15 protein-coding genes and 1 riboswitch are annotated in these 12,637 nt (G+C 36.8%); of the genes, 6 read left to right on the top strand and 9 right to left on the bottom strand.

Annotated features, from left to right (window positions below; all coding sequences use genetic code 11):
* Positions 1-15: 15 nt before the first annotated feature.
* The 9 genes from JSQ81_RS13825 to JSQ81_RS13785 all read right to left on the bottom strand — a co-directional run bounded on the left by JSQ81_RS13825 (position 16) and on the right by JSQ81_RS13785 (position 7,435).
* Positions 16-390 (bottom strand): hypothetical protein, encoded by a 375-nt coding sequence (locus JSQ81_RS13825; RefSeq protein ID WP_212604604.1) that lies wholly within the window; start codon positions 388-390, stop codon positions 16-18.
* A gap of 18 nt (positions 391-408) precedes the next feature.
* Positions 409-777 carry a hypothetical protein gene (locus tag JSQ81_RS13820; RefSeq protein WP_212604603.1) on the bottom strand — a complete coding sequence of 123 codons (369 nt, stop codon included), beginning with the start codon at positions 775-777 and terminating at the stop codon, positions 409-411.
* Position 778: 1 nt separating this feature from the next.
* Positions 779-1,840, bottom strand: coding sequence for a ParM/StbA family protein (locus tag JSQ81_RS13815; RefSeq protein ID WP_212604602.1), 1,062 nt, complete (start codon positions 1,838-1,840; stop codon positions 779-781).
* A 19-nt stretch (positions 1,841-1,859) separates the two neighbouring features.
* The gene (locus JSQ81_RS13810) at positions 1,860-2,312 is read right to left on the bottom strand and encodes a metal-dependent hydrolase (RefSeq protein ID WP_212604601.1); all 453 of its coding nucleotides are present in this window, start codon (positions 2,310-2,312) and stop codon (positions 1,860-1,862) included.
* A 679-nt stretch (positions 2,313-2,991) separates the two neighbouring features.
* Positions 2,992-3,639 carry a MarR family transcriptional regulator gene (locus JSQ81_RS13805; RefSeq protein ID WP_212604600.1) on the bottom strand — a complete coding sequence of 216 codons (648 nt, stop codon included), beginning with the start codon at positions 3,637-3,639 and terminating at the stop codon, positions 2,992-2,994.
* A gap of 1 nt (position 3,640) precedes the next feature.
* Positions 3,641-5,857 carry an SF1B family DNA helicase RecD2 gene (locus JSQ81_RS13800; RefSeq protein ID WP_212604599.1) on the bottom strand — a complete coding sequence of 739 codons (2,217 nt, stop codon included), beginning with the start codon at positions 5,855-5,857 and terminating at the stop codon, positions 3,641-3,643.
* Complete coding sequence (locus JSQ81_RS13795; RefSeq protein ID WP_212604598.1) at positions 5,854-6,783, bottom strand: transcription termination/antitermination NusG family protein; 930 nt, start codon at positions 6,781-6,783, stop codon at positions 5,854-5,856. Before JSQ81_RS13795 ends, JSQ81_RS13800 begins: the two co-directional genes overlap by 4 nt.
* Positions 6,784-6,864: 81 nt before the next feature.
* Entirely contained in the window at positions 6,865-7,185 is a 321-nt protein-coding gene (locus JSQ81_RS13790) for a DUF771 domain-containing protein (protein WP_212604597.1), read from the bottom strand.
* Between the two features lie 49 nt (positions 7,186-7,234).
* Positions 7,235-7,435, bottom strand: coding sequence for a helix-turn-helix domain-containing protein (locus tag JSQ81_RS13785; protein WP_212604596.1), 201 nt, complete (start codon positions 7,433-7,435; stop codon positions 7,235-7,237).
* Between the two features lie 173 nt (positions 7,436-7,608).
* On the opposite strand from JSQ81_RS13785, the gene JSQ81_RS13780 reads away from it, so the two are divergent.
* From JSQ81_RS13780 to JSQ81_RS13755, 6 genes are all read left to right on the top strand, one after another.
* Complete coding sequence (locus tag JSQ81_RS13780) at positions 7,609-7,962, top strand: helix-turn-helix domain-containing protein (protein WP_212604595.1); 354 nt, start codon at positions 7,609-7,611, stop codon at positions 7,960-7,962.
* A 121-nt stretch (positions 7,963-8,083) separates the two neighbouring features.
* The gene (locus JSQ81_RS13775; protein WP_212604594.1) at positions 8,084-8,584 is read left to right on the top strand and encodes an ImmA/IrrE family metallo-endopeptidase; all 501 of its coding nucleotides are present in this window, start codon (positions 8,084-8,086) and stop codon (positions 8,582-8,584) included.
* 30 nt (positions 8,585-8,614) lie between these two features.
* Positions 8,615-9,715, top strand: a complete 1,101-nt coding sequence (locus JSQ81_RS13770) for a tyrosine-type recombinase/integrase (RefSeq protein WP_212604593.1) — start codon at positions 8,615-8,617, stop codon at positions 9,713-9,715.
* Positions 9,716-9,792: 77 nt separating this feature from the next.
* A riboswitch (PreQ1 riboswitch) is annotated at positions 9,793-9,837 on the top strand.
* Positions 9,838-9,844: 7 nt separating this feature from the next.
* On the top strand, positions 9,845-10,327 hold the full coding sequence (locus JSQ81_RS13765) for a QueT transporter family protein (protein WP_212604592.1): 483 nt from the start codon (positions 9,845-9,847) through the stop codon (positions 10,325-10,327).
* 62 nt (positions 10,328-10,389) lie between these two features.
* Complete coding sequence (locus tag JSQ81_RS13760) at positions 10,390-10,620, top strand: MerR family transcriptional regulator (RefSeq protein ID WP_212604591.1); 231 nt, start codon at positions 10,390-10,392, stop codon at positions 10,618-10,620.
* A 264-nt stretch (positions 10,621-10,884) separates the two neighbouring features.
* Positions 10,885-12,378, top strand: coding sequence for a BCCT family transporter (locus tag JSQ81_RS13755; protein WP_212604590.1), 1,494 nt, complete (start codon positions 10,885-10,887; stop codon positions 12,376-12,378).
* The last annotated feature ends 259 nt before the right edge of the window (positions 12,379-12,637 follow it).

Raw genomic sequence — 12,637 nt, 5'->3', positions numbered from 1 at the left:
TTAAAATGCCCCCTATTATTTATTAGCAATCGTTAATATGAACTCCCTAAATTCAATAGCTGAATGGATCCCTAAAGCCTCTCTAATTTTCTTTTTCGTTACGCCTTCTTCAAGCAGCGTTAGTATTTCTTGTGTTGTAATCTCTTGTTTCTTTTCCAGAATCGCTTCAATGTTCGTATCTGTATGCCATAGCTCGTCACCCACGCTCCGCATTCTTTTATAGTTCGGACACCCCCCACATATTGATTCAACAAGTTCCTTGATTTGTGAACTATCCCCCGTCATTACTAAACCTCTATATTCACAGGAGTCACACACTCTCAGCGTTTCAGATACTTTTAAGAATTTTTGCTTTTTGATTTTACGCAACTCTTCTTTTGTCCTAACCATTTCGGCACCTCCCTCTAATTAATCAAAATTAACACCAAAAGACGATAGCATCGCACTCGCGCTATCGTCAATCGCTTGATCATTCATTTTGTTGTCGTCAGATTCTTTTATTTCTTCATTTCTAATTGCTACACCAGTTCCTATTTTCATTAGCAACTCCTGATGTTGCAATTCTTGATTTTCTTTTAATGACTTTATTTCAGCCAAAAGATCTTGGATTCCTTGCTCCGTTTTCTTTCCTTCCGACATCGTTCGAAAGGCGAATCTCAGCATCTGCCGAATTGTTTCACTTCGCTTATTATCCGGGACTTGTTGAAGTAATTTATAAATTTCTTTATCCTCTTCTTGCAGCCGAAAACTATATCGCTTTTCCCAATTAACGCTCATATCAAATCACTGATTTTCTACGTTCTAATTGACCGAATACCGATTTACCCAATCTTAAATAACCTATCGTGTTTGCAAACTGGCTTTCAGTAATCTTTACCAATCGATTATCAAAGTGGGGCTGGATGAATGGCTCAAAGAGTTCTCCGCCACCACCTGCCAAGAATATCGCATCAAATAGATCAGATTCTTCAGCCCATACATTTTTTAATCGGTCAACAATATTAGTGGCTATGGATTTCTTACTTGACTGAATGATATTACTGAAATCAATTTTATTTCCTTTGTAAGTCAATTGTTCGTCTTTTAAAATTCGGGAAATGTAATGTTCACTTAAATCCGCACCACCCGTTTTTGTTTTAAAGGCTTGACGTATATCTCTGTATAGATTGTTTACACCGTCATCCACTGTCCCAGATAATTTTGCCTTTGGAACAAATGATCCATTTTGCTGAATTTCAACTACTACAAAATCCGTTGTCCTAAAACCGATATCAACCAATCCAATAAGCGTTCCTTGGTTCATTAAATGAGGATAGGTATATTTCCCATCGTGATTAATTAATGCTGAAAAGATTGCTGAAGCACCTTGTGGAAATACTAAGGCACGTTCAATATTTACTTGTTTAGCGCCTTCCACGAGTGGACCCGATTTCCATTCAATATGTGACTGAATCCCTGTAATGGACGTTTGAAAATCCTTTGCCTGTGCTTGATAGAAATCGAGTGGGAGTCCTGTTGACAGATTCACAGAACCACCTTTTCCGTCCGTTACAAGATGAATAGCCGTATTTAGTAGAATATGTGTGTACATATGATTAAAACGTTCACGTTCAAAGATACGAGATAAAGAACGGGATTCATTTGCTAGCTCGCCGACAAAATAATCTTCACCTGTAATTGCTACATGTATATTTGCTAAGTCATTTGGTGTATCTCCAAGGATATTTGTGATTCCCCTGTCGTATCCTTTTCCGACCAACGAGGGGAAAATTACACGCTTTCCCGATGACGAAATCGCTTTGACGTAGCCATAACCCAAATCTACTGCAACGTTTTCCAATTTTTTACCTCCTATAAATTCAAATTACTTTTGTAAGTACAATCCAGCCAATAGTTAAAACAAGCAACAGTCTTGTGATTCGGTCTATCCATGTAAAACTAAATGATGGAATCGGAATCCCAACGGACTTAGCAGACGGATAGAAGAATTTCACTTTTCCGGTAAGCATATCTCCCGCTATATGTGCAAGTATTCCCGCACTCACCGACAGGGCCACCCACCATTCTGTAAACAGAAATATAAAAAGCCCTGCTAATAATGAAAATAGCAAGGAATGTGTAAAAGTCCGATGACCAAATATAGAATGAAGTGGTACAGCTATGAAGAAGAACAACTTCCCAAACTTAGACTTTGGTTCATCGAGATCCGGTAGCACACCTGCAATTCCTCCAACGACCGCTCCCTGCCAATCACCTCCTGTAACTGTGTATCCGGCAACCATCCCTGATAAAGCGTGTGTGGACCACTCCATTATTCAAATGTCGATTCTAAACTATCGTTTGTATCTTTCATTTCTTCATGTCCCATTTTGTATCTCCTGCCTTCCGATTAATAATTTTGTTCCTCTAAAAAACAACCAAAAATATTTCGATTGCTTTTGACAGTTACAAAAAATGGTTACTGCTCATTTATTTATTGACTATACTTAATTTAGATCATGGCGTTGAACAGGTTAAAACATGGGCTGAATAATTGAAGAGCTGAAAGAGCTATCCATTCCTTTTTCCAGCCCAGGTTTAATTTGTTCCATTTTCTATTTCCAAATCTATTGCAAAAATAATATGGTTTGCAATTTTTTATAAAACATAATAGAGTATCATTCGCCTTAAATTACAACTACTTTTTCATCGTAACTTTCCGCATAAGATACAGGGATAAATTCTAGTACGGCAGCCGTATATAAAAGAGTGAGATAGGGCGACATATTTAAATCTCCTAAAAGTCCTTTCACAACAATGTTTATATACGTTTTTAACTGTAGAGATTTGTCTACACATGTGTCGATATATTTCGACACCCCCTTTTCATACTTACCCCCTCAATATACGAATTTAAGGTGTAGAATTTTTTCGACACCCTCTAAAAGAAGTGCTAAAACTCTATATAAATCAACAATAATGAGTGTAGTATTTTCTCCACATCTTGCTAATTCATTTCAGTTTTTTGAATTCCAAATAACTTTTTCTGCTATACAACCTCCCGAACTCTTCGCCATTTTTTAACCATAACTTCCAGGAAAGCAATACCTTTTTTCTCTCCAATTTGTCAAATTCGATAACCAACTTTGATAATGTAGCATTTATTCTGTTCCGATCTCCGGCATAAATAATTTCGGGATTCATAAATAATGGTCGACGAGTAACGCTTCTTTTATGCTCCTTAATCTCCTGTGAATCCACCAGTTCAAATAATATCCCTTTTACAAGAAGGCTTTGGATTGTTGCACTAATTCCTGTTCGATCACGATTTAAATACTTTGCAATTTCTGATACTGTCATAAATTGTCCGGATTCTCTATCAGTAATCCCATTTGAATGCAACTGGACCAACGGCATCAAAGAAAAAAGAAAACCTAACTCTGCATTCGTCAGGAATTCAGTCCTGATAAGCACATCGAGGTTTTCTTGAATTGTTTGAACAAATAATGCCTTGTTTTTATTTTTCAACTTGTAAAGGGCGTAACCTTGCCCATTTGCTTTCTGTTCCTCTATTGCTACAGCAGCTACATCCACTAACTTTTCACCATCGCGAAGTCTAGCTTGCTTTTCTGCTGTTTCTAAAGCGTCACGCATGTCCATATCACCCCCTCCCACCGCTTGCATCTTCCCTACTGAATCGGTTGTTATATTCGGTATACGAGGTGATACGATCTGATAAGCCACTGTTCCTTTCAGTGAGTTTATTATTTCCAATAGCAATCTCCATCGCCTTTTGTGTACCAATCAAAACGATTCTTTCTTTTGCCCTTGTCATGCCTGTATACATTAAATTCCGCGCCAACATAACATAATGGCTTGTGGTAGCTGGGATTATAACAATAGGTGCTTCACCGCCCTGTGACTTGTGAATAGTGATGGCATAACCTAATTCTAATTCGTTGGTTTCACTCTTTTCGTATGATACCTTTACTCCCATAAAATCACATGTCATTTTTTCAACAATCTCATTATCTTTATTTACTTCTTTTGAAATATTAGTAATCACACCAATATCGCCATTAAAAACACCTTTTGATTGATTATTTTTAATCTGAATGACTTTATCACCAAGTCGGAATAGTCTTTTCCCAATCTCCCATTCATTTTTAGTAGATTCAGCAGGGTTTAAGGCATCTCTTAACTGTTCATTTAATGCAAGTGTTCCAGCAGGTCCTTTTTTCATCGGACTTAATATTAAAATATCCGATATGGAATAACCTAATTCTTGAAAACGTAAAGCACTTTTAACAATCAATGCTGCAATTCCTTTTGGATTTTCTTGATTAATAAAATAAAAATCACCTTTATCGCTGTCGATAAGAAGTGATTTACCTTGATTAACTCTATGGGCATTACTAATTATTTGGCTTTCCTGTGCTTGTCTAAATACTTCTGTAAGAGCCACAGTTGGTAATCCTGACTGAATCAGGTCACTTAGAACGTTCCCAGGACTAACCGATGGCAATTGATCCCTATCACCCACAAAGAGAATTTTCGTGTCTCTTTCGAGTGCATCCAGCAGTAAACTAGCTAACTGAACATCCACCATCGACATTTCGTCAACGACTAACAAATCGCAAGGAAGTTTATCTTGCCAATTATAGGTAGGAATCTCTCCCTGTTGGTACCCAATCAGCCTATGGATTGTAGATGCGACATGTCCAGCCACCTCTGACAATTGTCTACTCGCCTTTCCGGTTGGAGCAGCTAGGCATATAATGTCCTCTGGATGCATTTCTTTGTACATGTCGAGCATGGCACGAATAACGGTAGTCTTTCCTGTACCCGGACCTCCAGTAAGTATTAACATCTGTTCTTCAAATAACCGTCTAACCGCTTCACGTTGCTTCTCAGCAAGAATTATTCCCCGCTTCTTTTGATACTTGAGTATCTGCTTATCTAACGAAGGCAATGCTACGCCATCCCGAGAACCTCTCATTTCTGAAAGTTTCCGAGCTAACCTGTCTTCATATGTGAATAAAAACTTTGGATAAACGAAATTATCTTCAATAACGATATGTTTTTCTTCTAAACGGTAAATACTTTGTGCTAATTCATCCATCGAAACTTTGTTTTCATCAAGTGTATTATGATTTAACGAACGGGCAGCTTCCGCAAGAAGACTTTCTTCGGTGATATAACAATGACCGGAAGTGAAGCACTTTTCCTTCAAGACATAGTTCACACAAGCATCAATGCGATATCCTGATAAGGGTGATATACCCATCTTTTGAGCAATCTCATCAGCCTTTAAGAATCCTATCAGGTTTAATTCTGTTAGCTTGTATGGATTTTTTGTAACTATTGCTACCGTATTTGACCCATACTCTTTATACAGCCGCATTGCCATACTTGCGGTTATTCCGAACACAAGTAATTCCGCAATGATTTTCTGTACCTCAAACGTAGACCTGATGCTTTCTACAATGTTATTAGCCCGCTTCTTCCCAATTCCTTTAATACCTTGTAAGCTTGTTTCGCCTTGTTGAGTGATTATCATCAAAGCGTTTTCACCTAACTTTTCAGCAATCATGGTTGATTGCTTTGGTCCACAACCTTTTACAAGAGATGATGCAAGGAATGCAATAACTTGATCTTTTGTTTGCGGAATCGGTCTTTCCCAAAACTCCACCGCGAGCTGTTTCCCAAACTTCGCATGATTTTCCCAAGCCCCGCGAACCTTTATTTCTTCACCTTTATCTACCCCGTAAATGCTCCCTTTAATTGTGAGTTCTTCTTTATCTGTTTGCAGTTTAGCAATCAGAAAATCCTCATTCCTGTAAAGAACCCTTACAACTTTCCCTTTGAATTCATTCATTCCATACTCACCATCTTGTCGTGTCTACACAATATGGTTCTAAAGCGTTTAAGAAATCCGAAGGAATTTTGGGCTAGGAAAAAGCTTTGTACTTCAATATCGTTATAAAGATTCAAGAATATATCCAAAGGCATCACTACTGTTTGACGTTTACGACGAATAAATGCTTTACATCGTTCGACGTTTCTCTTGATTGAGTTAGAAGAATCAATGTCATTTTTCATTTCATTTATAGATTCAACAACATCAGTAGCAATAATATCAATTTTTCCAAGTAACACTTTTTCTTCATCTGTACCAACTACTTTATTCGCTTCATGCAGAATTTCATTTCTAACTTCAACAGCTTCTTCACTTGAAAGAAGTTCTTCAAATTGCATTTCCACTTCTGGTGTAATATCTACCTGTTGGAAAAAAGTATCGACTTCTTCTTGCGGAACATTGTACTTACTTGGAATTCCAGTTACATTGGGCACAGATTTTACTAAATGCCACAAATTATCTGGGAAGTAATAAAAATCTACATTTAACTCCACTAAAATATAGCCGCTTATAACGCTACTTATTCTCTTCGTATTCTTTCGAACCTTTCTTAATTCTTTAGATAATCCACGGATGCTGTCTTTATAAGTTTCAAGCAAGGCAAGAGAATTGGCATCTTTGTATTCTTTCAGTTTGTCGCAAGCGATGCGAAGATTGTTTAAGCCTGCTTGGATTCTTTTTACATACAAATGTTCAGAAATGTCCTCTAAATTTAATTCCGAAAGATCAACAGCAGTACTGTCATCACGAATAATTTCAGTGAATGTCTCCATTGCATAGATAGCTCTAACCATTGAATCGCCTGCTCTATTCAAAACAGTATTCAACATATTTTTCACTTCAATTTCCGCTCCGCTACGAACCTGAACTACAAAATATGTCATATCCCCTTCATCCTTTCTTAGTTTGTACATTTGATATATGAACTGCGTGTTAAATACTTAAAGAATTTTTTCTTATTCCCGTTACCTAAAAACTCGATGGAAGTTCTTATCTAGAAAAACTGCCATCTTTGACGCTTGAAATGACCAGGTCTGACCTTTTCCTTTTGGATAGAAAACATAGCCGCCATTCTCGCTATCAAGTTCTTTTCGAAATTGCTGTCGAAAGAGAATATTTTCCTTTAACCATTCGTGTTTTTTTCCCGTACGATGTTCTAACTCTTTCATGTTCCAATACACGCCACTTAGTTCTAGTTTTCTTAATTCTTCAAGCTCCACTTTGCCAATCAATACAGAATCTTGTGGAATTGGAATTGTAAGATTGACTGAAAGTTGTTGCACCATTCCGGTTCCTCCTTCTTTGATTTGGATTGAGGTTAAACTTTACGTTGAATTATTTTTCAAAAAAAATAGCGACTGGTACTTTTAATTGTTTTGCAATTGTTTCTAGCTCACCAGTAGTAATCGGGCGTGTCCCTCTCTCTTTCATACTGTAAGACTGCACTGTAATGTTCAGCTTATCAGCGATAAGTGATTGATTGACATTTAATTTCTTCCTGATACATCTAATTTTCTTATTTACTGAACTCGTCATTTATTCACCACCTAAAATTATTGATTCAACGTAAAGTTTAATTTGTAACCTCACTATATTCAACTTAACGTTTATTGTCAAGTCGTAACTCAACTTTTAGTTGAAAAGTATTAACTTTACGTTGAATTAGGGTATAATTACTTATAGGTGAGAAAAATGGAAATGGTGATTATATGAGCTTAGGAGTTCGGTTAAAAAAGGAAAGAGAAAAAAGAAATTGGTCACAGGTAGATGTAGCAAAAAAAGTTGGGATTACCAATGCTGTATTATCGAACTATGAAAGAGATTATCGTGATCCTGATACTGAAATATTAAAGAAATTGGCAGATCTTTATAATGTTTCAACTGATTTCCTTCTTGGCCGCACGAATAACCTTTCCCCTTATGACAATGACGAAGAGGGATTCCAAAAAGCTATTTCCGATCCTGACTTAAAACGTTGGCACTCGGAATTACCTAATTCTGATGAAGAAGATTTGCGGAAATTGCGTAAAATGTGGGATATTATTAAAAACGCAGATAAATAAAACGTCTTTTAAAATCACAGAAAAATATAAACCCTATCTTTTTTATTGAGATAGGGTATTATTATAACCATCAACCGAACATACATTCCTATCAGTTCGTGAAAAGGATGTCGAATTAAATTTGAAACTTTCTGGTCTGTCCTTAATAGAAGAAAAGGTTTTTTCCATTTATCGTTTGCTAAACATTTCAGAACCGTCACAGCTTTACCATGACGCTCTTATCGAAACTATTTCAGACATTTTACAAATCAATATCTATTACTTCGATGAGTCTAGTGAAGCGAATAATTTGGGAGGGACTTACAGTATTTTTCTTAATGAGAATCAAACAAAACAGGAAATTTGGCAGGACTTTGCACATGAGCTGGCTCACATTTTGAACCATGAGGGATACCAGTTCTCTATGAACGATCCCTTTCGTGAGTATCAAGAGTGGCAAGCAGAACAGTTTGCATTTCATTTCTGCATCCCAACATTCATGTTGAATCATTTGGAATTACCCCAGCTTAGATGCGAAGCAGTTGGACTTATTGCAACTCTATTCAATGTTGAACATACATTTGCAAATGCAAGACTAGAGAAATGGTTACAGAATCAAATGGTTTGTTTATTGGCGAAATAAAAATATCTTCATTGAAAGGATATCAATAATATGGCCTCATTTATAAAGAGAGGTAAGTCTTGGCAATATACAGTTAGCCATTATGTAAATGGTAAGCTTAAACCTATAAGAAAAGGGGGTTTTCGAACAAAAAAAGAAGCACAAGTTGCCGCCATGGAAGTAGAAACAAAACTAAATAAAGGAATTAAAGTTGCTATTAAACCAAAACCATTTAATATTTATTTCGAAAAATGGATTTCGCTTTATAAGAGTAATCTTGATTCAACAACTCAATATCATTACAAAAACACTCTAAATATAATTAGTAGCTATTTTAACGATATACCGATTCAAGAAATTGAAAAAAGTGATTATCAATTATTCCTAAATAAAGTTGGAGAAAATCGGGCGAAAGAAACTATGAAAAAAATAAACTCGCAAATACGGGCATGTGTTTTAGAAGCAATAGATGAGGAAATTATACATCGAGATTTCACCAGAAATATTGTCTTAACTGGTAATGATGGAAAACCTGTTGAGGAAAAGTTTTTACATTGGGGGGAAAGTGAAATATTATTAGATGTACTACTAAAAAATCTAGATAATAGTGTAGTATACTATGTTATACTTTTAGCTCTAACTAGTGGAATGCGTTTTGGAGAAATGATTGGATTAACGAGAAACGATTTTGATTTTAAAAACAATACTATAAAAATTAATAAAACACGTAGATATTTACCTACAAGTGATGCAGAGATAAAAAAAACAAAAACCAAAGAATCTAATCGAATTATTAAAATGGATAATCGAACAATGAGTGAATTTAAAAAAATGTTTGCCAAAACTCCCGATAATATTTACCAGCTCGTCTTTTATAGTCCCGCTTCAAAATATAAAGTAATCAGTAACACGGCTGTAAATAAAAGTCTGAAGAAATTGCTAATCTCATTAAAAATAGAACCTGTTTCTATACATGGTATGAGACACACACACGCAAGCATTTTACTTTATAAAGGTATTTCTATTCACTATGTATCTGAACGATTAGGACATGCCGATGTTGATACAACGATTCGCGTATACTCACACATGATTAAAGAATTAAGAGAGAGAGACGAGAAAAAGATGTTAGAGGTTTTTGCACAAATATAATTTATTTCAAATCATATTACACAAATATTACACATGGGTTATAATAGAACTTGCAAACTCCATTAAACATGGGGTTTCAAGACGTGGTTCGTAACCATCCCACGATAAAAAACTAAGGAGAAATGAATAATGAACATTAGAACTATGGCTACGAGCGGGATTATTGCCGCTTTGTATGTTGCCGTCACATTGGCAATTTTGCCTTTAGCATTTTCAAATATCCAATTCAGGATTTCGGAGATGTTCAACCATCTCATTGTATTCGATAAGAAATACTTTTTCGGAATAGTCATCGGCGTCTTCATCGCCAATCTATTTTCACCACTTGGCATATATGACATCGTTTTCGGTGTCGGAATGACTGCCATTTCACTTGCGGTCACTATTTTCTCCGCGAAGTTTATAAACGGCATTGTTAAACGGATGATGTTTAATACAATCTGTTTCTCGTTCTTTGGGTTCTTAATCGCCATCGAATTGAACATTGTTTTCGAACTGCCTTTCCTCATTGGATGGGTAACCGTTGCAATTGGCGAATTCGTCGTTATGACCATTGGTATTCCAATTTTTATGGCTTTAGACAAGCGATTGGATTTCAAGAAACTTATTTAATATTTAATACCCGCCATTTCAGTTTGAAATGGCGGGTATTTTACTAAGGAGCGTGCGAAACGATGTATATCACAATTTCCAAGGCCGCCGAGCATCTTGGTATGCCTGTCGAACAAGTCACTCAATACGTCTTGGAAGGTCGTATTCGCGCTGTTCATGACGGTGAGCAGTTTATGATTAACCAAGACCAGTTCGGACTCTATTTTAAGCAACTTGAAATTGCAAAAAAGCAAATGACCGAATGGTTGAATGAACCTCTTCCACCTGATCGCGATATAAAAGACGAAGATTAGTAGGTTCAAAGACATGAATTCCCCCCTTCAAAAACACGTCTTTGTATTCATTTATTGATTGATTTATTTTCAACAGAGAAACTTGTTTCGTACATAATCCCCCACTACTGAATCCCGATTCTGTAGCACTTTGAACAACTATAAAACGGTGCATAAAAATTACGAATCTCGGAACACTATCCTTAAAACTTGATTTGCCTTAAAAAATGATTCTGGTATAGTTGAAAATTATGTGCAAAAAACCAAATATCAGTAGGGGGAAAAATGAAGAAAATATCAAATGTATTTTTTATAACAATCGCGCTCATTATCTTAGCGGTTGGTTACGGTGCCATTGCGCCAGGAAGTTTTGAGGCTGTTACCACAAACATCAAAGACATCGTCGCGTCAACGTTCGGTTGGTATTATATGATGCTGATGTCATTTATGGTTGCCTTGGCAATTTTTCTTCTTTTAAGCCCTTATGGAAAAATTCGTTTAGGAAAAGACACGGACCGTCCGCAATTTTCAACCGTGACATGGATTGCCATGCTATTTTCTGCAGGTATGGGAATCGGACTTGTGTTTTACGGTGCCGCAGAACCGTTATCGCACTTTGCAATTAGTCCAGCGACTGAAGATCCAAATACAGTTGCAGCCTTTAAAGAAGGCTTACGACAATCTTATTTTCACTGGGGATTTCATGTCTGGGCGATGTATGGCGTTATTGCCTTATCATTAGCATTCTTCCAGTTCAGAAAAGATGAACCGGGCTTAATTTCAGCAACATTGAAGCCGATATTCGGTAAAAAGATGGAAGGTCCTTGGGGCATTCTCGTTGATGTTCTAGCCGTATTTGCGACTGCATTTGGCGTCGCGACTTCGCTCGGCTTCGGTGCTGTTCAAATTAACGCAGGCCTCAACCACTTATTCGGAATTGAGATTGGCATTACTTCACAATTCTTCATTGTTGCCGTCGTGACGGTTTTATTCATAGCATCTGCATGGTCAGGATTAAGCAGAGGTATCAAATATTTATCAAACACGAACTTAGTCGTTGCATTTCTGCTTCTTGGCTTAATCGTCATTCTTGGGCCGACTTTACTCATTCTTAATATGTTTACTGATTCGTTAGGTGACTATATTTCGAGTCTCGTCAGGATGAGCTTTCGTACAGCGCCCATGGGCGGCGATGATCGGGCATGGCTCGATGGTTGGACAATTTTCTACTGGGCCTGGTGGATTTCATGGGCCCCATTTGTAAGTATGTTTATCGCCCGTGTTTCCAAAGGACGGACAATTCGAGAGTTTTTAACAGGCGTACTTTTTGCACCCACTATTTTAGGTACATTTTGGTTTGCCGCATTCGGCACAACAGCAATTGATATTCAAATGAGCGGTCTTGTCGATTTAACAAAGTTCAGTACGGAATTGACTATTTTTGAAATGTTTGACGCAATGCCTTGGTCATTATTCCTTTCGGTTGTTGCCATAGTATTAATTGCCTCGTTTTTCATTACGTCGGCAGACTCTGCAACTTTCGTGCTGGGTATGCAGTCTACAAAAGGTTCATTGACGCCGCCGAACAATGTCAAACTCGTCTGGGGACTGATTCAGTCAACAATTGCCGTCATTTTGCTTTCGGTTAACGGATTAACCGCGCTACAAAACACCATTATTATTGCAGCTTTGCCGTTCTCCTTCGTCATGTTGCTTATGGTCGTTGCATTAATGAAGGCACTCAGAGCAGAAGTTAAATTAATGAAAAAACAAAAGTAGCGAAAAAACATATAACATATAACATATATAATATTTATTACCCACCTTTTCAGTTTACACAATTGAAAAGGTGGGTATTTTGTTAAGAGGGATTGTCAAATGCTTAAGTGCTATACCAAAGCTCTTAAGAATGGTTTAGGCTAATAACTACAAAAAGAAATTTCTAGTACTAATATTCTATATAAGGTCCAAAGTACGTTTTTAATGGTTCACTACTGCGGCGGTTGTATTTAATAATGAATATGATATAGTTGGAAAC

This window comes from Sporosarcina sp. Marseille-Q4063 (genome assembly GCF_018309085.1).
GTDB lineage: Bacteria > Bacillota > Bacilli > Bacillales_A > Planococcaceae > Sporosarcina.
The sequence above is the reverse complement of the archived record's forward strand: the minus strand, read 5'-3'. Positions and strand labels throughout refer to the sequence as shown.

What these genes read in the sequence shown, in the direction of transcription:
- JSQ81_RS13825 (WP_212604604.1), bottom strand. Translation starts at nt 390, where the DNA reads ATGGTTAGGACAAAAGAAGAGTTGCGTAAAATCAAAAAGCAAAAATTC.
- JSQ81_RS13820 (WP_212604603.1), bottom strand. Translation starts at nt 777, where the DNA reads ATGAGCGTTAATTGGGAAAAGCGATATAGTTTTCGGCTGCAAGAAGAG.
- JSQ81_RS13810 (WP_212604601.1), bottom strand. Translation starts at nt 2,312, where the DNA reads ATGGAGTGGTCCACACACGCTTTATCAGGGATGGTTGCCGGATACACA.
- JSQ81_RS13805 (WP_212604600.1), bottom strand. Translation starts at nt 3,639, where the DNA reads ATGGACATGCGTGACGCTTTAGAAACAGCAGAAAAGCAAGCTAGACTT.
- JSQ81_RS13800 (WP_212604599.1), bottom strand. Translation starts at nt 5,857, where the DNA reads ATGAATGAATTCAAAGGGAAAGTTGTAAGGGTTCTTTACAGGAATGAG.
- JSQ81_RS13795 (WP_212604598.1), bottom strand. Translation starts at nt 6,783, where the DNA reads ATGACATATTTTGTAGTTCAGGTTCGTAGCGGAGCGGAAATTGAAGTG.
- JSQ81_RS13790 (WP_212604597.1), bottom strand. Translation starts at nt 7,185, where the DNA reads ATGGTGCAACAACTTTCAGTCAATCTTACAATTCCAATTCCACAAGAT.
- JSQ81_RS13785 (WP_212604596.1), bottom strand. Translation starts at nt 7,435, where the DNA reads ATGACGAGTTCAGTAAATAAGAAAATTAGATGTATCAGGAAGAAATTA.
- JSQ81_RS13780 (WP_212604595.1), top strand. Translation starts at nt 7,609, where the DNA reads ATGAGCTTAGGAGTTCGGTTAAAAAAGGAAAGAGAAAAAAGAAATTGG.
- JSQ81_RS13770 (WP_212604593.1), top strand. Translation starts at nt 8,615, where the DNA reads ATGGCCTCATTTATAAAGAGAGGTAAGTCTTGGCAATATACAGTTAGC.
- JSQ81_RS13765 (WP_212604592.1), top strand. Translation starts at nt 9,845, where the DNA reads ATGAACATTAGAACTATGGCTACGAGCGGGATTATTGCCGCTTTGTAT.
- JSQ81_RS13760 (WP_212604591.1), top strand. Translation starts at nt 10,390, where the DNA reads ATGTATATCACAATTTCCAAGGCCGCCGAGCATCTTGGTATGCCTGTC.
- JSQ81_RS13755 (WP_212604590.1), top strand. Translation starts at nt 10,885, where the DNA reads ATGAAGAAAATATCAAATGTATTTTTTATAACAATCGCGCTCATTATC.